General features: G+C 64.0%; 21 protein-coding genes and 2 tRNA genes. 12 read left to right on the top strand and 11 right to left on the bottom strand.

The features are described from left to right. Positions 1 to 454 precede the first annotated feature (454 nt). The 4 genes from ABGX75_RS11005 to ABGX75_RS10990 all read left to right on the top strand — a co-directional run bounded on the left by ABGX75_RS11005 (position 455) and on the right by ABGX75_RS10990 (position 3641). The gene (locus ABGX75_RS11005) at positions 455 to 1498 is read left to right on the top strand and encodes a methionine ABC transporter ATP-binding protein (RefSeq protein ID WP_011507397.1); all 1044 of its coding nucleotides are present in this window, start codon (positions 455 to 457) and stop codon (positions 1496 to 1498) included. Next, the gene (locus ABGX75_RS11000) at positions 1479 to 2132 is read left to right on the top strand and encodes a methionine ABC transporter permease (protein ID WP_035412204.1); all 654 of its coding nucleotides are present in this window, start codon (positions 1479 to 1481) and stop codon (positions 2130 to 2132) included. The genes ABGX75_RS11005 and ABGX75_RS11000 overlap by 20 nt, the downstream gene beginning before the upstream one ends. Positions 2133 to 2258: 126 nt before the next feature. Next, on the top strand, positions 2259 to 3086 hold the full coding sequence (locus tag ABGX75_RS10995; RefSeq protein ID WP_011507399.1) for a MetQ/NlpA family ABC transporter substrate-binding protein: 828 nt from the start codon (positions 2259 to 2261) through the stop codon (positions 3084 to 3086). An 87-nt stretch (positions 3087 to 3173) separates the two neighbouring features. Next, positions 3174 to 3641: a GAF domain-containing protein gene (locus ABGX75_RS10990; RefSeq protein WP_035412197.1), complete on the top strand. Its 468-nt coding sequence runs from the start codon at positions 3174 to 3176 to the stop codon at positions 3639 to 3641. A gap of 44 nt (positions 3642 to 3685) precedes the next feature. Here ABGX75_RS10990 and ABGX75_RS10985 read toward each other — a convergent pair. From ABGX75_RS10985 to glpK, 3 genes are all read right to left on the bottom strand, one after another. Continuing rightward, a tRNA-Val gene (locus ABGX75_RS10985) sits at positions 3686 to 3762 on the bottom strand. 61 nt (positions 3763 to 3823) lie between these two features. Continuing rightward, positions 3824 to 3900, bottom strand: a tRNA-Val gene (locus tag ABGX75_RS10980). A gap of 254 nt (positions 3901 to 4154) precedes the next feature. Continuing rightward, positions 4155 to 5660, bottom strand: coding sequence for a glycerol kinase GlpK (glpK, locus tag ABGX75_RS10975; protein WP_347411344.1), 1506 nt, complete (start codon positions 5658 to 5660; stop codon positions 4155 to 4157). A gap of 209 nt (positions 5661 to 5869) precedes the next feature. Between glpK and ABGX75_RS10970 the strand changes: the two genes are divergently transcribed. From ABGX75_RS10970 to ABGX75_RS10960, 3 genes are all read left to right on the top strand, one after another. Continuing rightward, positions 5870 to 6640, top strand: coding sequence for a DeoR/GlpR family transcriptional regulator (locus ABGX75_RS10970; protein ID WP_011507402.1), 771 nt, complete (start codon positions 5870 to 5872; stop codon positions 6638 to 6640). Positions 6641 to 6801: 161 nt separating this feature from the next. Next, the gene (glpD, locus tag ABGX75_RS10965) at positions 6802 to 8307 is read left to right on the top strand and encodes a glycerol-3-phosphate dehydrogenase (protein WP_287124655.1); all 1506 of its coding nucleotides are present in this window, start codon (positions 6802 to 6804) and stop codon (positions 8305 to 8307) included. A 122-nt stretch (positions 8308 to 8429) separates the two neighbouring features. After that, the gene (locus tag ABGX75_RS10960) at positions 8430 to 9533 is read left to right on the top strand and encodes an endonuclease/exonuclease/phosphatase family protein (protein ID WP_347411343.1); all 1104 of its coding nucleotides are present in this window, start codon (positions 8430 to 8432) and stop codon (positions 9531 to 9533) included. A 100-nt stretch (positions 9534 to 9633) separates the two neighbouring features. Here the strand turns inward: ABGX75_RS10960 and ABGX75_RS10955 are convergent, their stop codons facing one another. Next, positions 9634 to 11013 (bottom strand): class II fumarate hydratase, encoded by a 1380-nt coding sequence (locus ABGX75_RS10955; RefSeq protein ID WP_347411342.1) that lies wholly within the window; start codon positions 11011 to 11013, stop codon positions 9634 to 9636. Positions 11014 to 11194: 181 nt separating this feature from the next. Here ABGX75_RS10955 and ABGX75_RS10950 point away from each other — a divergent pair, with 181 nt between their 5' ends. After that, positions 11195 to 11620: a secondary thiamine-phosphate synthase enzyme YjbQ gene (locus tag ABGX75_RS10950; protein WP_347411341.1), complete on the top strand. Its 426-nt coding sequence runs from the start codon at positions 11195 to 11197 to the stop codon at positions 11618 to 11620. Positions 11621 to 11629: 9 nt separating this feature from the next. Here ABGX75_RS10950 and hda read toward each other — a convergent pair whose 3' ends face one another. After that, entirely contained in the window at positions 11630 to 12328 is a 699-nt protein-coding gene (gene hda / locus ABGX75_RS10945; protein ID WP_035412185.1) for a DnaA regulatory inactivator Hda, read from the bottom strand. Then, on the bottom strand, positions 12325 to 13416 hold the full coding sequence (locus ABGX75_RS10940) for an AI-2E family transporter (protein ID WP_110061201.1): 1092 nt from the start codon (positions 13414 to 13416) through the stop codon (positions 12325 to 12327). Before ABGX75_RS10940 ends, hda begins: the two co-directional genes overlap by 4 nt. A 181-nt stretch (positions 13417 to 13597) precedes the next feature. Between ABGX75_RS10940 and purM the strand changes: the two genes are divergently transcribed. Beyond that, a complete protein-coding gene (purM, locus tag ABGX75_RS10935; RefSeq protein WP_035412178.1) occupies positions 13598 to 14674 on the top strand; it encodes a phosphoribosylformylglycinamidine cyclo-ligase in 1077 nt (358 codons plus the stop codon). Between the two features lie 8 nt (positions 14675 to 14682). After that, positions 14683 to 15423, top strand: a complete 741-nt coding sequence (gene purN / locus ABGX75_RS10930; RefSeq protein ID WP_035412387.1) for a phosphoribosylglycinamide formyltransferase — start codon at positions 14683 to 14685, stop codon at positions 15421 to 15423. 102 nt (positions 15424 to 15525) lie between these two features. On the opposite strand, the gene dcd is transcribed toward purN, so the two are convergent. From dcd to ABGX75_RS10905, 5 genes are all read right to left on the bottom strand, one after another. Then, positions 15526 to 16092 carry a dCTP deaminase gene (dcd, locus tag ABGX75_RS10925; RefSeq protein WP_011507411.1) on the bottom strand — a complete coding sequence of 189 codons (567 nt, stop codon included), beginning with the start codon at positions 16090 to 16092 and terminating at the stop codon, positions 15526 to 15528. A 116-nt stretch (positions 16093 to 16208) separates the two neighbouring features. Beyond that, the gene (gene apbC / locus ABGX75_RS10920; RefSeq protein ID WP_181949999.1) at positions 16209 to 17009 is read right to left on the bottom strand and encodes an iron-sulfur cluster carrier protein ApbC; all 801 of its coding nucleotides are present in this window, start codon (positions 17007 to 17009) and stop codon (positions 16209 to 16211) included. A gap of 129 nt (positions 17010 to 17138) precedes the next feature. Then, complete coding sequence (locus tag ABGX75_RS10915; protein ID WP_347411435.1) at positions 17139 to 17555, bottom strand: TerB family tellurite resistance protein; 417 nt, start codon at positions 17553 to 17555, stop codon at positions 17139 to 17141. A 141-nt stretch (positions 17556 to 17696) separates the two neighbouring features. Beyond that, on the bottom strand, positions 17697 to 18407 hold the full coding sequence (locus ABGX75_RS10910; RefSeq protein ID WP_347411340.1) for a DUF3581 family protein: 711 nt from the start codon (positions 18405 to 18407) through the stop codon (positions 17697 to 17699). Continuing rightward, positions 18380 to 18556, bottom strand: a complete 177-nt coding sequence (locus ABGX75_RS10905) for a hypothetical protein (protein WP_156961514.1) — start codon at positions 18554 to 18556, stop codon at positions 18380 to 18382. The genes ABGX75_RS10910 and ABGX75_RS10905 overlap by 28 nt, the downstream gene beginning before the upstream one ends. Positions 18557 to 18633: 77 nt before the next feature. Between ABGX75_RS10905 and thiI the strand changes: the two genes are divergently transcribed. Both thiI and ABGX75_RS10895 read left to right on the top strand, forming a co-directional pair. Further along, on the top strand, positions 18634 to 20133 hold the full coding sequence (gene thiI / locus ABGX75_RS10900) for a tRNA uracil 4-sulfurtransferase ThiI (protein ID WP_347411339.1): 1500 nt from the start codon (positions 18634 to 18636) through the stop codon (positions 20131 to 20133). A gap of 29 nt (positions 20134 to 20162) precedes the next feature. Beyond that, on the top strand, positions 20163 to 20552 hold the full coding sequence (locus ABGX75_RS10895) for a gamma-glutamylcyclotransferase family protein (protein WP_179153176.1): 390 nt from the start codon (positions 20163 to 20165) through the stop codon (positions 20550 to 20552). The last annotated feature ends 48 nt before the right edge of the window (positions 20553 to 20600 follow it).

The following is a 20600-nucleotide window of genomic DNA, read 5'->3' as shown; positions in this document are numbered from 1 at the left end:
TACGCCACCTGCCGGTGGCCACGACGACCGTCACTATATCATGGGCCGACCACCCCACACCGAGCAGAGAAATATGCTCTACATCGGCCTCCAGGCAGGTCATCTCGCCAGGCAATTGCCATGGCATGAAAACCTGGCCCAGGCACGTTGACAACGAGAGCCGCCCCGCCTAATATTCGCCGATTCTTGAGCGCCGATTTGTACCCAGATTGCGGGCGCTCCCGGGTCCGTCCCGGGAAAATACCGCTAAAAGGGTGTGTCCAGCGTTGATGGCCACCCGCCTGGGTGGCCTTTTTTTATGGGCCCGCCGACAAATCCCGCCACACCGGCAACCCGACGCCCTATAATGACGGGTTTGCCACACGCGACGTCACGCCGGGCTCGCCCTGCCCCACAAGGGCTCGCTGGCTTGCCGACGGCCAAGACGTCCAACGCATCGACCCGAACGAAGACGATGATCAAACTCGAAGGTGTCTCCAAAACCTATGGCGCCGGCCCCACGGCGGTCCACGCCCTCAAAAACATCGACCTTGACGTCCCGCAGGGCGCCATTCACGGCGTCATCGGCCTTTCGGGGGCCGGCAAGTCGACGCTGATACGTTGCGTCAATCTGCTCGAGCGTCCCACGTCGGGCCGCGTCATCGTCGACGGCCAGGACCTGACCCGACAGGATGCCGAGGCATTGCGTCAATCGCGTCATCAACTGGGCATGATCTTCCAGCACTTCAATCTGCTGGCCTCGCGCACCGTTTTCGATAACGTGGCCCTGCCTCTGGAGCTGATGGGCGTATCGAAGAGCGACATTCGCGAGCGCGTCGAGCCACTGCTCGACCTGACCGGGCTGACCGACAAGGCGCGACAGTATCCGGCCCAGCTCTCCGGCGGCCAGAAACAGCGCGTGGCCATCGCGCGGGCTCTCGCCAGCCGCCCCAAGGTATTGCTGTGCGACGAGGCGACCTCCGCGCTCGACCCCCAGACCACGGCTTCGATTCTCGAGTTGCTGCAGGACATCAACCGCAAGCTGGGCCTGACCATTCTGCTGATCACCCACGAAATGGAAGTGGTCAAGAGCATCTGCCATCGCGTCGGTCTGATCTCGGACGGCGAGCTGGTGGAAGAAGCCGATGTCGGCGATTTCTTCACTGCGCCCGCCACGCGACTGGGACGCGACTTTCTCAATGCCTTCCTCGAGCTCGAGCCGCCCCAGGCCCTGGTCGAGCGCCTCGAGGAGACAGCCGGCCCTCACACCCACCCTGTCGTGCGACTGGCATTCTCCGGCGCCACGGTCGCGACACCGCTCATTTCGCGCCTGGCCCGCGACAGCGGCGTCGACGTCAGCATCCTGCAGGCCAAGGTGGAGTCGATCCAGGGACGCACGCTCGGCCTGATGATCGCCGAGCTCATCGGCTCGCCCGACACGACGTCGCGGGCACTCACACAACTCGAAGCACACGATATCAACGTGGAGGTACTCGGCCATGTCCAGCGCGATGCTTGAACTGATCCTCGAGGCAACGCTCGATACGCTTTATATGGTCGCGCTGTCGGGGGCGGTGTCAGCATTGATCGGCATCCCGCTGGGGGTGCTGCTGTACGTCACTCGCCCCGGCCAGATCCTGGCGCAGCCATTCGCCCAGCGCGTGCTCGCCATCGTGACCAACATCGGCCGCTCGATTCCCTTCATCATTCTGATGGTGGCGATCATTCCCTTCACGCGCCTGATCGTGGGCAGCTCCATCGGCACCAATGCCGCCGTGGTCCCGCTCATCATCGCCGCCATTCCCTTCGTGGCGCGCCTGGTGGAAGGCGCGTTGAACGAGATTCCTCCCGGGCTGATCGAGGCCGCGCAGGCGATGGGGGCGACGCCCTACCAGATCATCACCAAGGTCCTGCTGCCGGAAGCCAAGGGCGGCATTCTCAACGGCCTGACGATCACCGTCGTCACACTGGTCAGCTACTCGGCCATGGCCGGCGCCGTCGGCGGCGGCGGGCTGGGCGACCTGGGCATACGCTACGGCTACAACCGCTTCGACCCCCTGATCATGCTCATCACCGTGGCGATCCTGGTGATCATGGTGCAAGGCTTCCAGAGCCTCGGCGATCACCTGGTACGCAAGGCCGACCACAAATGAACACGTGGTCAGTCAGAAAACGCAAAGCTATAATAGGCGCGTCTTTTATACTCAAAAAAGCATAAATGCTTTCGGGAGCCGGCCCTCCCCGCCGGCGAGACCACCTCGTTCAAGGAGAAACATACGATGAACACCCCTCTGGCTCACGTTCTACGCCCCGCGCGTCTGCTCGGCGCCGCGGCACTGCTGGGTGCCGGCCTGATCGCCGGCTGCGGCGGTGACGATGCCGAGACGCAGTCGATCAAGGTAGGCACCGTGGCCGGCCCGGAAACGGACGTCATGCAAGTCGCCAAGCAGATCGCCAAGGACGAATACGGCCTCGACGTCGAGATCGTCGAGTTCACCGACTACGTCTCGCCCAACGCCGCACTGGCCGATGGCAGCCTGGACGCCAACGCGTTTCAGCATGAGCCCTATCTGAACAGCATGGTCGAGGATCGCGGCTACGACTTCGCCATCGCCGGCAAGACCTTCGTCTACCCGATCGGCGCCTACTCCGAGCGCTACGACGACATCGCCGACCTCCCGGATGGTGCGAGCATCGCGCTGCCCAACGACCCGTCCAACGAGGGGCGTTCGCTGATCCTGATGCACAACGAGGGCCTCATCGAGCTCAACGACCCCGAGAATCTCGAAGCCACGCCGATCGACATCAGCAACAACCCGCATGACTATGAGTTCCGCGAGATCGAAGCCGCGCAATTGCCGCGCGTGCTGCCCGATGTCGACCTGGCATTCATCAACAACACCTTCGCGCAGCCGGCGGGCCTCAGCCTCGATGACGCGCTGATCAAGGAAGGTCCCGAATCGCCTTACGTCAACCTGATCGTGACGCGCGAAGGCAAGCAGGATGACGAGGCGATCCAGAACCTGGTCAAGGCCTACCAGTCGCAAGCAGTCATCGACAAGGCCGACGAACTGTTCAAGGGCGCCGCGGTTCCCGGCTGGAAGTAACCTCCGCTCTGTCCTCGCAACTCACAGGCCGGCCTCGCGAGGCCGGCCTGTTTCGTTACCCCTCGCAAACCTCGCTCCGGAGACACCATGAGTGACTACGCCCTGCTCGCCCGCCAGCTCGAAACGCTGCTGGACACTCGCGACTGGCTGACCAACACGGCGCAAACCTGTGCCTTCTTGATGCACGAAATTCCCGACCTCAACTGGGCCGGCTTTTACCTGCAACGCCAGCCCGGCACCCTGATCCTCGGCCCCTTCCAGGGCTTGCCGGCCTGCAACCCCATCCCGTTCGACAAGGGCGTGTGTGGCGCCGCCGCGACGTCCCGCCGCACGCAGCGCGTCGCGGACGTCCACGCGTTTCCGGGACATATCGCCTGCGATGCCGCTTCGCGTTCGGAACTGGTGGTTCCCATCGAGTGCGGCGCCGAGCTCTGGGGCGTGCTGGATCTGGATAGCCCGCAGCCGGCGCGCTTCAGCGACGCGGACCAGGCCGGCATCGAGCGCCTGGTCGACGTGTTCGTTGCCGCCAGTGATCTGCCGACCCCGGGGGCATAACGCAAAAACCCCCGATGCCAGGCATCGGGGGTTTTCGCTAAAGCTGGTAGGACCGAGCGGATTTGAACCGCTGACCTCCACGATGTCAACGTGGCGCTCTAACCAACTGAGCTACGGTCCTGCAAATCGGATTGTCGGGCAGTCGAAAGCAAGCGTGGAGCAATCTTTCATCTTGCAACGCTTGGTAGGACCGAGCGGATTTGAACCGCTGACCTCCACGATGTCAACGTGGCGCTCTAACCAACTGAGCTACGGTCCTATCTTTCGCACGATGTCCGTCTTTCATTCGACTTTCATCGTCCTTGCCTCGCAACTCGTTCATTTTCATCGAGTCGCGCTTGCCGCTGGCGACGCTCGCCTTGGCAACGGATGCGCATTCTACGCAGATCACCGGAAAATGCAAGCGTCGAAGACAAAAAATCGCCGACGCTCAAACGCTTGACCGTTGTCCGCCATCGATCGTCACCACGGCCATGCCGGCCGCCACGATCAGGCCGGCGCCGCGATGTCGTTTCATGCTCGGCCACGTGTCTCGGCGGAGCACTTGACCCGCTCGATGGCGTCCAGCCAGCCACGATAGAGACGCTCGCGCTCGGCCTCCTCCATGCTGGGCTCGAAGGTGCGCTCGCAGCGCCATAGCCCGGCGATCTCATCGAGATCGGCATACCATCCCAGTTGCAGCCCGGCGAGATAGGCGGCGCCCAGCGCCGTCGTCTCGAGCACCGTCGGCCGATCGACCGGCACGCCCAGCATGTCGGCGAGAAACTGCATCACCCAGTTGTTGCTGACCATGCCACCGTCGACGCGCAACCGACCGGCGCTGGCGTCGATATCGTCATCCATGCAGGCCTGCAGGTCCCGCGTCTGATAGCACACGGCCTGAAGCCCTGCCGCGACGATCTCGGCGATCCCCGTGTCACGCGTCAACCCGAAGATCGCACCGCGTGCCCCCGGGTCCCAATGCGGCGCCCCCAGCCCGGTGAAGGCGGGTACCAGGTAGACGCCGTGCCCTGCCCGCGTCTGACGTGCCAAGGCTTCGGTCTCCGAGGCATCAGCGAACAACTTGAGTCCGTCACGCAACCACTGCACGGTAGCACCGGCCACGAAGATACTGCCCTCCATGGCATAGGTCGTCTTGCCGTTCAGCCGATATGCCACGGTCGTCAGCAGGCGATTATGCGACACCTCCGCCTTCTCGCCGGTATTGATGATCATGAAGCACCCCGTGCCATAGGTGCTCTTGGCCATGCCCGGTGCAAAGCAGGTCTGCCCCACCAGTGCCGCCTGCTGGTCGCCGGCGATCCCGGCGATGGGCAAGGGACCGCCCAGCCAGTGCGGCTCGGCGCGCCCGAAGTCGGCGCTCGAGTCCTTGACCTCCGGCAGCAACGAGGCCGGAATCTCGAACAGCGACAACAATGCCTCGTCCCATTGCTGGGTATGAATGTTGAACAGACAGGTACGCGAGGCATTGGTGGCATCGGTGGCATGCTCGCGGCCACCCGTCAGTCGCCACAGCAGGAAGGTATCGACGGTACCGAACGCCAGCTCGCCACGTTCGGCCCGTTCGCGTGCGCCGGGCACGTTCTCCAGCAACCAGCGCAGCTTCGTCGCCGAAAAGTAGGGGTCGATCAACAGCCCCGTGCGGGATTGGATGAAAGCCTCATGGCCGGCGTCGATCAGCGACTGGCAGTAGGCGCCGGTGCGTCGATCCTGCCAGACGATCGCACGATGCAGGGGCTCCCCGGTACGCCGATCCCACAGCAAGGTGGTTTCGCGCTGGTTGGTCATGCCGATGCCGGCGATTTCCTCGATCGACGCCCCGGTACTCTCCATCACCTGCCGGCAGGTGCGCAGTACCGACTGCCAGATATCCTCGGCGTCGTGCTCGACCCAGCCGCTGGCGGGAAAATGCTGGGCGAATTCTTCCTGCGCCACGCCCGCGACCCGCCCCTGGCGGTCGAAGAGAATCGCCCGTGAACTGGTGGTGCCTTGATCGATCGAAAGCAGATAGGAGTGCATGTCCATTCCTGTTCATCGAAGTTCGTTTTTGTCGGAAAAACCTATGCCTATTTTCGCTTTACAACAATCTATAATGGCTTTTTCCCTACTAGACCATGGTTTAACATGACTCATCCGACCCCATTGCAGCACCATTGCGACGCTCTCGACTCATGCTTCGACGCGCTTCGCACATCCGCTGCTTTCTGCCCTTTGTGACGGGAGTCCGCATGACACAACAAGACCGCCATGATGCCATCGTCACCCTCGTCAAACGCCAGGGATACGCGTCCATCGAGCAATTGACACGGCATTTTTCCGTCACCCCGCAGACGATTCGCCGCGACCTCAATCAACTGGCGGACGAAGGCGCCATCAAGCGCGTGCACGGCGGCGCAGGGCTGGAATCGAGCACCGTCAACACCGCCTACCATACACGCAAGACCCTCAACGCCGATGCCAAGCAACGCATTGCCGAATGTGTCGCTGCCCAGATTCCCGACCGCGCCTCGTTGTTCATCAACATCGGCACCAGCAACGAGATGGTCGCCGAAGCCCTGCGCGGCCACCAGGGGCTGGAGGTCATCACCAACAACCTCAACGTCGCGGCCATCCTGCAGCACAAGGAAGACTTCAACGTCATCATTGCCGGGGGACAGGTGCGCTCGCGAGATGGCGGCATCATCGGCGAGGCCACGATCGACTTCATCAACCAGTTCAAGGTCGATTACGGCATCATCGGCATCAGCGGCATCGACGACGATGGCTCACTGCTCGAGTTCGACTATCAGGAGGTGCGTGTCGCTCAAGCCATCATCCGCAACTCGCGCCAGGTGTTCCTGACCGCCGATCACTCCAAGTTCCACCGCAACGCCGTGGTCCGCCAGGGCAACATTGCGCAAATCGATGCGCTATTCACGGACCGCCACCCCCCGGAAGGCATCCAGCGCCTGCTGCGCGAGCATGACGTAACCCTCCACCTGGCCGATACCCCTTCCTGATACTCCCTGCCTGATACGGCTTTCCGAACATGGCGCTCTTCGTGGCGTCATGTTCGCATTGCCCCTTGATGTTCGTTTTCGACTACGCTATTTTCACAATCGAATACTGCAGTCGTCATCGACGATCACCGACCTGCGACATCAACCTTGCGGAGCCTGCCATGAACGCCTGCCCCCGACAGGACATACTCGATCTCTTCGTCATCGGCGGTGGCATCAATGGCACCGGTATCGCCAACGATGCTGCCGGTCGCGGCCTGCGTGTCGCCCTGAGCGAGCAGCGTGACCTGGCCAGCGCCACCTCGTCGGCGAGCAGCAAGCTGATCCACGGCGGACTTCGCTATCTCGAACACCGCGAGTTTCGCCTGGTCAGGGAGGCGCTGCACGAACGCGAAGTCCTGTTGCGCAAGGCGCCGCACATCGTCTGGCCGCTGCGTTTCATCCTGCCGCATCAGCCGCACCTGCGGCCGGCATGGATGATTCGTGCGGGCCTGTTTCTCTACGATCACCTCAGCCAGCGCGACAACCTGCCCGCATCACGCAGTCTTCGTTTCGGCGCCGACAGCCCGTTGCAACCGAGCATCAAGCGCGGTTTCGAATATTCGGACTGCTGGGTCGACGACGCACGACTGGTGATCCTCAATGCCATGCAGGCACGCGAAAAAGGCGCCGACATTCAAGTCGGCAGCCGCTGTATCGGCGCAAAGGCAGAAGATGGCATCTGGCATATCACGCTGGAAGACGTCACCACCGGCAAACGCCAGACACGCCACGCCAGGGCTCTGGTCAACGCCGCCGGCCCCTGGGTGGAGAATGTGGTGCGCGAAGGCGTGCAACGCGATTCACGTTACGGCGTGCGCATGATTCAGGGCAGCCATATCGTGGTTCCGCGCCTCAATGGCGACGAGCGCGCCTACATCCTCCAGAACCGTGACCGGCGCATCGTCTTCGTTCTGCCCTATCAGCAAGACTACAGTTTGATCGGCACCACCGACGTGCGCTATCAGGGCGACCCCGCCCAGGTCAGCGCCAGTCGACAGGAGATCGACTATCTCCTCGAGGTGGTCAACCAGCACTTCACGCATCCCCTTACCCACCAGGATGTCATCGCCACCTTTTCCGGTGTGCGTCCATTGTGCGATGACGAGTCCGCCGACCCGTCGGCGATGACGCGTGATTACACGCTCGATCTCGACGCACGCGACGCCCCACTGCTTTCCGTCTTCGGCGGCAAGATCACGACCTATCGCAAACTGGCCGAAGCCGCGCTGGAGCAACTGTCACCGTACTTCCAGGATATCGGCGAGGCCTGGACCGCCGGCGCCGTCCTGCCGGGGGGCGACATCGATTCGCGTGAAGCCTTTGCCATGCGACTCGTGCGTGATTACCCATTCCTTGGCGAAGCACGCGCACGACGATTCGCTTCGAGCTATGGCTCGCTCTGCCTGCGCTTTCTGCACGGCATGACCCACGAAGCTCAATTGGGCGATACCTTCGGCGCCGGGCTGACGCAGGCCGAGGTCGATTATCTGGTCCGCGACGAATGGGCCCGCTCGACAGACGACATCCTCTGGCGGCGCACCAAACTCGGTCTACGCCTCGACGCTGCGCAGCAGGAGCGGCTGACCACTTATCTCGAGCGTCACCGCCGGGAACACGCCGCCTGAGGCGCGACGCAGCAAGAATCTTGGCCCAACGGCCGCCTGGCCTGATACGCTCAAGACTCACGCTACCAGGGACGGTAACGCACCGCTCGCTGTCGGGAGCCGGTGCCGTCGAGAACGAGGCCATGACCATTACAACGATCATCGAGACGACGCTGGCACTGCTGGCACTACTGCTCTTCGCGGCGACGGCGATTCCGTGGCTGAACCTGCGCTACTGGTGGGTACGCGGTTTCGACTTTCCCCGCATGCAACTGGCGATTCTCGCCGCCGTGACGCTCCTCGCCCTGCTGACCACCCTGCCATGGGGCGTCTGGGGATGGGTCGGTGCAGTCGCCGCGCTCATCGTCATAGGAGTACAAGGCGGCAGCATTTATCACTGGACACCGCTCGCCAGGTGTCATGTGGTCGATGCCGACGGCGAAGATGCCTCGCGGCAATTCTCGCTGCTGGTCGCCAATGTTCTCACCAGCAACCGCCAGTCGGCATCCCTCATGCGCCAGATCCGCGAGGCCGACCCGGATATCGTGCTGACTCTGGAATCGGATGCCTGGTGGCAGGAGCGCCTCGACGAGACGCTCGACGAGAGTCATCCGTATGCCACCCGGATTCCGCTCGACAATCTTTACGGCATGCACCTGTATTCTCGCCTGCCGGTACACAACCCTCAGATCGAGTGGCTGATCCAGGATGACATCCCCTCGATCCACGGCTGGTTCGAACTTCCCAGCGGCGACCGTGTGCGGTTTCACGCCGTCCACCCAAGGCCGCCTGCGCCCGGCGAAAGCGATGAATCCTTGTGGCGGGATGCCGAACTCTTGCTGGTCGGTCAGACGATTCGCGACTCGGGGCTCCCCACTCTGGTGGCCGGCGATCTCAACGATGTGGCATGGTCGAAGACGACCCGTCTGTTCTGCCGCATCAGCGGGATGCTCGATCCACGCCGGGGTCGCGGTCTCTACAGCACCTTTCATGCCGAGTATCGATGGCTGCGCTGGCCCTTGGATCATGTCTTCGTCAGCGAACATTTCACCCTGGTGGCCCTGCAGCGCCTCTCGGCCTTCGGCTCCGATCATTTCCCGATCCTCGCCACCTTTCGCTACCACCCGGCACGCGCCGACGAAAACGACAGTCCCGAGGCCGATCGCGAAGAACGCCAGGATGCCGAGGAAACCATCGAGGAAGCCCACGAACGACGCGGCGAAGCGCCCGTCAAGCACGACGACTGACGTCCACACGACATGGGCGCCCCGGGGGCGCCCATGTCGATGCCGATGCTTCTCGCCACGCGCCTGCCGACGACAGGCACCAGGGCGGCTGTCTCCTGCCTTATCCGGGGATCCCGCCATGCGTCAGTTGCGCGGGGTCGAGCAGGCGTTCGAGTTCCTCGCGCGACAGGTCGGTTTCCTCCTCGGCCACGTCGATGATCGGCCGCCCTGCCTGATAGGCTTTCTTGGCAACCTGCGCCGCCGCGTTGTAGCCGATCACCGAGTTGAGTGCCGTGACCAGGATGGGGTTGCGCGACAGCGGTGCCTCGATGTTGTCGCGACGCACGTTGAACGTGGCAATGGCACGATCGGCGAGCAGCGTGCTGGCCCGTGACATCAAGCGCACCGAGGTCAACAGGTTGCTGGCGATCAACGGCAGCATGACGTTGAGCTGAAAGTTGCCACTCTGGCCTGCGACCGTGACCGCGCTATCCAGCCCGATCACCTGGGCCGCCGTCTGCGCGGCCGCCTCGGGAATCACGGGATTGACCTTGCCCGGCATGATCGAGCTGCCCGGCTGCAACGCTTCGAGCTCGATCTCGCCCAGCCCGGCCAAGGGACCGGAGTTCATCCAGCGCAGGTCGTTGCTGATCTTCATCACCGCGCAGGCGTAGGTCCGCAATTGCCCGGAGAGTTCGACGGCGGCATCCTGCGAGCCCAGGCTGGCGAAGAAGCTGTCGTTGGGGCTCAGACGCAGTCCCGCCTGCTCGCTGAGCGCCTTGGCGACGCGCTCGGCGAATTCGGGGTGGGCATTGATCCCCGTGCCCACGGCCGTGCCCCCGAGCGCCAGACGCGCCAGACGCGACTGCGTGCCTTCCAGCCGCTCGATGGCCTGGGCAATCTGATTGGACCACCCGCCCAGTTCCTGGCTCATGCGGACGGGCATGGCATCCATCAGGTGGGTGCGCCCGGTCTTGACGACATCGTCGACGTCGCGCGCCTTGGCATCGATGGCCGACTGCAGATGGCGCAATGCAGGCAGCAGGTCGTGCTCGACCGCCAGCGCCGCCGACAAGTGCAGCGCCGTGGGAATCACGTCGTTGCTCGACTGCCCCATGTTGACGTGATCGTTGGGTCCCACCTCGGTGCCCGCCCGAGCCGCCAGGTGCGCAATCACCTCGTTGACGTTCATGTTGGTCGAGGTGCCCGACCCGGTCTGGAACACATCGATCGGAAACTGGTCGGCATGCTCGCCATCGACGAGACGCTGGGCAGCGGCGGCGATCGCCTCGGCACGCTCGTCATCGAGCAGGCCGAGATCGCGATTGACCTGCGCTGCCGCCAGCTTGATCCGCGCCACGGCCTGGATGAACTCAGCCGGCATCGCCTGGCCGCTGATGGGAAAATTGTTGATGGCACGTTGCGTCTGTGCGCCATACAGCGCGTCGGCGGGAACCTCGAGCTCCCCCATGCTATCGCGTTCGATGCGCGTCTCGCTCATGACAGCCTCCTCTCGGTTGAGGTCACCAGTGTGCGGGCCGCATCATGGCGATGCCAATCGATGTCGGCGATCATGACGATAGACACGCCGAGGCACGCACGCCCGGTGACTGTCGATATAGGATTGTGCTGCCCAGGGCGCCTTTCAAGGCGCCGACCACCACGCATCGGGAGGAATGAACATGTGGTACCGCACCACGCTGACCCTGCGTCCCCGTCGGCAAGGCTTTCACCTCGTCACCGACGAGATCCTCGAGCAACTGCCGGTGCTCGCCGACGTGCGTCTCGGCCTGCTCCACCTGCAGTTGCTGCATACCTCCGCCTCGCTGACCCTCAACGAAAACGCCGATCCCGACGTGCGTCACGACATGGCACTCTACGCCGAACGGCTCGCTCCCCAGGGCATCGACGGCATGCAGCACACGCTGGAAGGGCCGGACGACATGCCGGCACATGTGCTGGCCAGTCTCTTCGGCACGCAAGTCACGCTCGCCGTCGACAATGGCCGATTGGCCACGGGCACCTGGCAGGGCATCTGGCTGGGCGAGCACCGTCGGCAGGGTGGCGCACGCCGGCTCCTTGCCACGCTCAACGGCGACGACGCATGAACCGTCGCGCTACCAGCCCAGCGCCTGCTTGACGAAGGGAATGGTCAACTTGCGCTGGGCGGAGAGAGAGGCACGATCGAGCCGCGCCAGGGCATCGAACAACGCCGGCAACTGGCGCGGCCCACGATGCAGGATGTAGCGCGCCACTTCGTCGGGCAGCTGCATGCCACGCACTCGCGCGCGCAGCTGCAGGGCCTCGAACCGCCCCGCATCGTCCAGCGGGGCGACGTGAAAGGTCACGCCCCAGGTCAGGCGCGAGGCGAGATCGGGCAGTACGGTGGAGAGCTGGCGTGGCGCGGCATCGGCAGCGATCACCAGACGCTTGTCGGCATCGCGCATGCGATTGAAGAAGTGAAAAAGCCCTTCTTCCCAGCGCTTGCGGCCCAGCACCGCACTCAGATCGTCGATCGCCACCAGGTCGAGGCGCTCGAGATCTTCCAGCATGTGGGGCGGGAAATGACCGAGGTCGTGCAGAGGCAGGTACAGCGCGCGGTCGCCGCGATCGCCGGCTTCGTGACACGCCGCCTGCAGCAGATGGCTGCGTCCGCTGCCCGGCGCGCCCCACAAGAAGAGAAACGGCTCGCCGTCCACGTCGAGCTGACCGCGCAAGCGTTCGAGCAATGGCGCATTGCCACGCGAGTGAAAATTGGCAAACGTTGCGTCGTCACTCAGCCCCACTCCCAGTGGCAGCTGCGCGGGCCCGGTCATGACGTTTCCTCATCGCCTCCGTTCGAGGCGCCAGCGTGGCGGGAATTATCGTATAAGCGACTGTTTTTATAGCGCTCATGAAGGTAGCGCAATACTACCATGACGATGGCGGCGACCGGCAATGCCAACAGGATGCCGGTGAATCCGAACAGCTGCCCGCCCGCCAGGACCGCGAAGATGACCGCAATCGGATGCAGACCGATCTTGTCTCCCAGCAGGACCGGCTGAAGCAATGTGCTTTCGACGACCTGACCGACGCCGAACACGAGGGCGACGCCCAGCAGCGGCAGCCATTCACCGAACTGGAAGAATGCCACCAGCGCGGCGATGCTGATCCCCACGATCACGCCGAGATACGGCACGATGCTGGCCAGCCCCGCCACCAATCCGATCAACAACCCGAAACGCAGGCCGAGCAGGCTCAAGCCCACGGCGTAGATCACCGCCAGACTGAGCATCACCAGCAGCTGTCCGCGCAGGAAGGCCGACAGCACCTCGTCGCACTCACGCCCCAGGCGCGTGATCGTCGGCTCGACATGACGCGGCATCAGATCACGCAGACGCGCCTTGAGCCGATCCCAGTCGAGCAGGAAATAAAAGGTCGTGACGGGAATCAACGCCAGGTTGCCCAGCCAGACCGCCACTGCCATGCCCGACTTGGATGCCTGTGCCAGAACGGCCGCCGCCACGGTACCGGTTTCCCGCCAGTTGTCCATCAAGGTGCTGCGCAGCTGATCGAAGTCGGCGCTGAGATCGACGCCGGTCAGCGACTGGACTTCCGGCAGCACCGTGGTCTGCACCCAATTGAAGATGGCCGGGAACGATTCGGCCAACTGCGCCAACTGGCGCCCCAGCAAAGGAATCAAGACCAGGCACGCCAGGACGATACTCAACGCCAGGACCAGAAACACCACGCTCACCGACAGACGCCGGGAAAGACCGCGCGCCTCCAGCCAGTCGGTCACCGGATCGCCCAGGTAGGCCAGTATCATGCCCACGAAAAACGGCATCAAAATCGGCTCCAGCAGGACGAGCAGCCAAACCAGCCCCGCCGCGCCCAGCAGTCCCCACCATTGTATGCGTGTCATTACGATGCCATCTCCGATTTCATTGATACCGATTCTACACGCCCCGGTGGGCGATGCGCCTCCCGTGGGGCAATGCTACAATGCGGGCTTCCCTTATTCCGCTCTGGCCTCGGGCGCCAGGCGGCGCCATCGGCTTCGCTCGGTCGCCTCCGCGACCGGCTCACTGTTGACAGGAATGCCCATGACTCGCAGTTCGGACACGCCCTCCTCTTCCCGCGCATCGCTCAGCTACAAGGATGCTGGCGTGGACATCGACGCCGGCAACGCGCTCGTCGAACGCATCAAGGGCGTCGCCAAGCGTACCTCCCGCCCCGAAGTGATGGGCGGTCTGGGAGGCTTCGGCGCGCTGTGCCAATTGCCCACCGGTTATCGCGAGCCGGTGCTGGTCTCCGGCACCGACGGCGTCGGCACCAAGCTTCGTCTGGCCATGGACCTCGCACGCCATGACACCATCGGCATCGATCTGGTGGCCATGTGCGTCAACGACCTGGTCGTCGCCGGCGCCGAACCCTTGTTCTTCCTCGACTACTATGCCACCGGCAAGCTGGATGTCGATATCGCCGCCGACGTCGTCACCGGCATCGGCGAAGGTTGCGCCCAGGCCGGATGCGCGCTGATCGGCGGCGAGACCGCGGAAATGCCCGGCATGTACGCGGGCAGCGATTACGATCTGGCCGGCTTCTGCGTCGGCGTGGTCGAGAAGTCCGAGATTCTCGATGGCAGCCGCGTCGCCGAGGGCGACGTGCTGTTGGGCCTGGCGTCTTCCGGCCCGCATTCCAACGGCTACTCGCTGATCCGCAAGATCATCGAGCGGGGCCAGGCCGACCTCGAGCAGGAGATCGACGGCGTTCCCCTGCGCGACGCCCTGCTCGCGCCGACCCGCATTTACGTGAAGTCGCTGCTGTCGCTGATCAAGGACAGCGACGTGACCGTCCACGCGCTCTCCCACATCACCGGCGGGGGCCTGCTCGAGAACGTGCCCCGCGTGCTGCCCGATACGCTCGCGGCACGCATCGATGCGGCCAGCTGGACGCGTCCCGCGGTCTTCGACTGGCTGCAGCGCGAAGGCAACGTCGACGAACACGAAATGCATCGCGTGCTCAATTGCGGTATCGGCATGGTCGTCGTCGTCCCCGCCGCTCAGGCCGAGCGCGCCCAGGCCGCGCTCGAAGCGGCCGGCGAAACGGTGCATCGTCTCGGCGAGATCGTCCCGCGCCAGGATGAGGAAGAACAAGTGCGATTGGAGAACGTCCGCTGATGAACGACATGCCTCACGCCGATAACGCCGAAGCCGACACCAACGGCTTCACCCCCGAACCGGTGGACAAGCGTCGCGTCGTGGTGCTGATTTCAGGCAACGGCAGCAACCTTCAGGCCCTGATCGATGCGCAACGACACGACGAGCTGGGCGGCGAGATCGTTGCCGTGATCTCCAATCGCGGCGACGCCTACGGCCTGGTGCGCGCCAAGGAAGCCGGCATCGACGCCGTGGTGTTGCCCCATCAGGAATACGACGACCGCGAGGCCTATGACCGAGCGCTGATCAAGGTCATCGATCGCCATGCGCCCGACTTGATCGTCCTGGCCGGCTTCATGCGCATTCTCACCCCGATGTTCGTCCACCGCTATGCCGGTCGCGTGCTCAACATCCACCCCTCGCTGCTGCCCGCGTATCAGGGGCTGCACACGCATCAGCGAGCGCTTGACGATGGCGTCGCCGAACATGGCGCCAGCGTGCATTTCGTCACCGAGGAACTCGACGGCGGCCCGGTCGTGATGCAGGCCGTGGTCAAGGTCGGGGAGAACCAGTCCCTGGAGACGTTGGTCGAGAAGGTCCAGGCCCGCGAGCACCTGATCTATCCCATCGCCGCGCGCTGGTTCCTCGAAGGCCGCCTGCGGCTCGGCGCCGAGGGCGCCCTGTTCGACAACATGCCGCTGCCGCCCACCGGACTGCGGATGTCGCACGAGGATGCCGCGGAAGAGCTCGACGAGGATATCGACGCGTAAACGCTTGCGGAGATCACTGCAAAACGCCCCACGGCCGCTGGCCGTGGGGCGTTTTGCTTCCCGCGTCAGAGGCCTGGACAGCCCCGACGGATACGCTTCCGATCAAGTACGTGGCAGGGTCACGCCACGCTGGCCCATGTATTTGCCGCCGCGATCCTTGTAGGAAACGTCGCAGACTTCATCGGATTCCAGGAACAGCATCTGTGCCACGCCTTCGTTGGCATAGATGCGTGCGGGCAGGTTGGTGGTGTTGGAGAATTCCAGGGTCACATGCCCTTCCCACTCCGGCTCCAGCGGAGTGACGTTGACGATGATGCCGCAACGCGCATAGGTGGACTTGCCCAGGCAGATCGTCAGGACGCTGCGCGGAATACGGAAATACTCCACGGTGCGCGCCAGGGCGAACGAGTTGGGCGGAATCACGCAGACATCGCCCTTGACGTCGACGAAGCTCTTCTCGTCGAAGCCCTTGGGGTCGACCACCGCCGAGTGAATGTTGGTGAACACCTTGAATTCATCGGCACAGCGCACGTCGTAGCCATAGCTGGACGTCCCGTAGGAGATCACCCGCCGCTCGTTCACGTAGCGGACCTGATCCTCTTCGAACGGCTCGATCATGCCCTCACGCTCGGCCATGCGCCGAATCCATTTATCGGATTTGATGCTCATTGAAATTTCCTGCTCGGTGCGTGCGCTGACGCGGTGGAGTCGGCGCGTAACCGCCAACACGAAGGGCCGTTATGATAACGGCCCTGTCGCATCACGCCAACGCGGCGCTCATCACATCATTCGCCGAAGCTGATCGTCGGCGACTCATCGGCCTGGGCGTCGATGCCTTCGGCGACGGCACGCGCCACCTGGCGAAACGTCTGCGCCACGCTGCCCTCGGGGTCGGCGATGACGCTGGGCTTCCCGCCGTCGACCTGTTCGCGGATCGTGCCATCCAGGGGGAGCTGGCCCAGCAGTTTCGTCTGATAGCGCTCGGCGATTCGTTCGCCGCCGCCACTGCCGAAGATCGGCTCCTGGTGGCCGCACTGCGAGCAGACGTGCAGGCTCATGTTCTCGACCACGCCCAGCACCGGCACATTGACCTTGCGAAACATCTCGATGCCCTTCTTGGCATCCAGCAGCGCGATGTCCTGCGGCGTGGTCACGATCACCGCCCCGCTGACCGGCACCTTCTGCGCCAGCGTCAATTGCACATCCCCCGTGCCGGGCGGCATGTCGATGAAGAGGTAGTCGAGGTCCTTCCAGTCGGTCTGATTGAGCAGTTGCTGGAAAGCGCCGGCCACCATCGGGCCACGCCAGACCATGGGCTCGTCGATATCCACCATGAACGCCATGGACATGGCCTGCAGACCGTGCGCCTCGAGCGGCGCGAAGGCATTTTCACCCGCCGGCTGCGGACGCACCCCCGGGGCGATGCCCAGCATCTGGGCCTGGCTGGGGCCGTAGATATCGGCATCGAGCAACCCCACCCGGTACCCCTCGGCCGCCATCGCCAGGGCCAGGTTGACGGTCACGGTGGACTTGCCGACGCCCCCCTTGCCCGATGCCACGGCGACGATATGCTTCACGCCCTCGATCACAGCAACTCTCCTTTCAACGGTATGCCTTGTCTGCCTGGCGCCGGAACGCGACGCCATCTGCCGCCCAGTATAACGTCCGGCGAGGGCACTTACCCAAGCGTTTCAGTCAACTTTTTGAGCGACGCATCAACCGTCGGGCATCACCTCGAGCTTGGTGCGAATGAAATCGCCGTGACTGACGTAAAGCAGATCCGCAAGGCGCCGGATGCGGTGCTCCTCCAGGGCATCGAGCTCGCCGTCGGCGAAGGCCAGTTGCCACATTTGCGCGACCAGGGCCACGCGATCCTCGTAGTCGTAATGCTCGCGAATCAACCTGACGAACTCGTAATGGTCGACGGCCTGCTCGACCTCCGCCTCGGCCAGCGCCATCAACTCCTCGACTTCCTCGGCGCTGACGCGCAAGCGCGCGGTCAGAAGCTCGCGCAATAGCGCCTTCTCGCGTGGATCATGTTCGAAGTCGGCACGCATGATTTCACACAACAGCGCCGCCACCGCCAGCTCCAGCGTGACCTGACGTCGGGACGACTGCGGCGCGTCCAGCATGCGTTGAAAGAATTGCTGAATACCTTCGAGACTCAAGGCTCGCTCCTGTGACTTGGGGATGACATGACATGTGACAGGCCAGACGCACGAGGGTTGCACCCTTGAATCGAGGCAGAGACCGCGGGGCGAATGCAGCGGCCCTCAGCCGGTCGTCGCGGAGTGCGCCTTGAGGCTCATGAACTGCTCGACGAAGGCATCCATGACCGGCGGGTCGTACTCGCGCAATCCGCTGACCACCAGCTTCTTGGAGCCATGGCCGATGACGGTGTCGCCATCGGTCATCTGGAATTGCAGCAAGGCATCGCCACGCTTGCCGGTGACATCCAGCGTCGCCCCCGTGAAGGCAACGCCCGCCTCGGCGACATCCAGGCGCGACAACGAGAAGCCCATGCTGTCGTATATCACCAGGGGGCGCTGGGGGTTGAACATCACGCCCTGCTCTTCCATCAGCGGCTTGAGATAATGCGGGAAGTTGCGCCCCGAAAAGGCCACATAGCGACGCGTGAAGGCTTCGATGACACCTGCGTCACGGGTAATGTCGCCTCCGCGCTCGACCTCCAGGTACACCTTGCCGTGGTGATCGGTCACGCTGACCGTATCGCCGTGCTGTGCGAAGCACAACGGCACGCTGTCGCCGACCATGCCCTTGAAATGGAAGGTCATTCGCTGCGCCAGACCGAAGCGCGCCATCACCAGCGCGAACAGCAAATCGCCCGGCACGCAGAACCGGCGCGCGTCCGGGTCGTGAATGGGATTGTAATCGCCAGCGATACACTTGGCGAAGCGGCTCGCCTGCTCGGCGGTGATGCATAGCCGGTCATCGGTCACGGTGTAAAAATCGTCGAGAAACATGCGCTTATCCCTGCCCATAAAGAAGCGCCCACCACGGCGCGGATCACGAACGTGTCGATGGTATCAAATTCATGTGCGCTCGGGCGTGGCGACAGCACACATTTCTCAACATAGCGCCACCGGTCGGTAACATCGAGCATGATCGTCACGGCCCCCCTGCGCCTCCGGGGACAACTGGCGAGCCCTCCGGCACCTTGCTACCATGGCGCGCCCATCGTCAGTCGACATGAATCACATGCGGTATCGCGTCAAGCTGTTCCCCGAGATCACCATCAAGTCACGGCCCGTGCGCAAGGAGATGGTCCGCTGCCTGCGCACCAACCTGCGCAACAGCCTTGCGCCCCTGGTGCCCGATGTACGCATCGCCGACTGCTGGGATGCGCTGGAGGTACGCATTCGCCGCCCCATCGACGAGACGACCCGCGAACGGGTGGAAGGCGTCTTGTCCCGCACCTCCGGCATTCACGAGACGCTGGTGATCGAGGCCTATACGTTCACCTCTTTCGGTGACACCGCCGCACACCTGGCGGCGTTATGGCAGGAGGCACTGGCAGGCCAGCGCTTTCGGGTCAGCGTCAAGCGCCGAGGACAACATGACTTCACCTCGGCGGAGCTCGAGCGTTACCTGGGAGGCGCCCTTCTTGCCGCCGCTCCGCAGGCCAAGGTGGATCTCACGCAGCCCGACGTGGATGTCACTCTCGAACTGCAGGACCAGCATCTGCGCCTGGTCACACGGCGCCTTCCCGGCCTGGGCGGCTATCCGCTGGGTACCCAGGGTCAGGCGCTGGCGCTCATCTCGGGCGGCTACGATTCCCCGGTAGCCGCCTGGCGCATGATTCGCCGTGGCCTCAAGACCCACTACCTGTTCTTCAATCTCGGCGGGGCCGCGCATGAACGCACCGTACGCGAGGTCGTCCATCGCGTGTGGCAAGGCTATAGCGCCTCTCATCGCGTGCATTTCATCAGCGTGCCGTTCGAGGAGGTGCTCGACGAGATCCAGCGACGCGTGCCTGCCGGCCTGGCGGGGGTCGTGCTCAAGCGGATGATGCTGCGCGCCGCCAATCGCGTTGCGGCGCGGGCACGCATTCCCGCCCTGATCACCGGGGACGCCCTGGCCCAGGTCTCCAGCCAGAGCGTCACCAACCTGGGGCTGATCGATCGCGTCAGCGAGCGCCCCGTGCTGCGTCCGCTCATCGCCGATGACAAGCAGCGCATCATCGAGGATGCTCAGCGCATCGGCACGGCCGAGCATGCCGAACGCCTGCCGGAATATTGCGGCACGATTTCACGGCGCCCCAACACGCGCCCCAAGCTCGCCCAGATCGAGGCCGCCGAGGCCGATTTCGACATGGGCGTCCTCGATGCCGCCCTGGAGGCCGCGAGTCGCACCCGGGTGGATCGCCTCCTCGATGCACCGCCGTCACGGCCGCTGGATGTTCCCGTGATCGCCTCCGCCGACGCGCTGCGCGCAGCCGAGGACGTCACGGTGATCGACATTCGCCACCCCGACGAACGCGATGCCGCACCGCTGAAGCTGCCGCATGGCGAGCCGCTGGCGATTCCGTTTTACGAACTCGCCGCACGCGCCGCGCAGCTTTCAGGCCGGCAACGCTACGCGCTCTATTGCGCCCAGGGCGTGATGAGCAAGATGCAGGCGCTTCGGCTCGCCGACCAGGGCCTCGACAACTTCCTCGTCTATCGGGACGACGCTCACGCCGAGCGCTGAACCCGCGTCGCCGTCAACGCAAGGTCGCCATGCATTCACCCGCTCTCGCCATTCGCCGCACACCGCTGGTCGCCGTTTATGGCACGCTCAAGCGTGGTCTGCACAATCATCACTGGCTGCAGGACGCCGAGTACCTCGGCCGCGACACCCTGACCCATATCACCCTCTACGACCTGGGCCATTGCCCCGGTGCCAAGCAAGAGCCGTCGCGCGGCATCGAGGTGGAGGTCTATCGGGTCAATGCCAGCGGCCTGGCAGCGCTCGACCGGCTGGAAGATTACCGCGTGCGCGCCCCGTCCCGGGGCACCTATGACCGCAGCGTGCATGCCACGACGTTCGGCCCCGCCTGGCTATATCTCTACAACCCCGGCGTCGCCGGCCGCCCGGCCATACGTCAAGGCGGCTGGCCGGCGAACTGAGCACGCGCCACCCGGGCGTCGCGTGGCGCCACGGATGCAGCCAAGCGC

The organism is Chromohalobacter sp., assembly GCF_039830575.1.
Lineage (GTDB): Bacteria > Pseudomonadota > Gammaproteobacteria > Pseudomonadales > Halomonadaceae > Chromohalobacter > Chromohalobacter israelensis.
The sequence above is the reverse complement of the archived record's forward strand: the minus strand, read 5'-3'. Positions and strand labels throughout refer to the sequence as shown.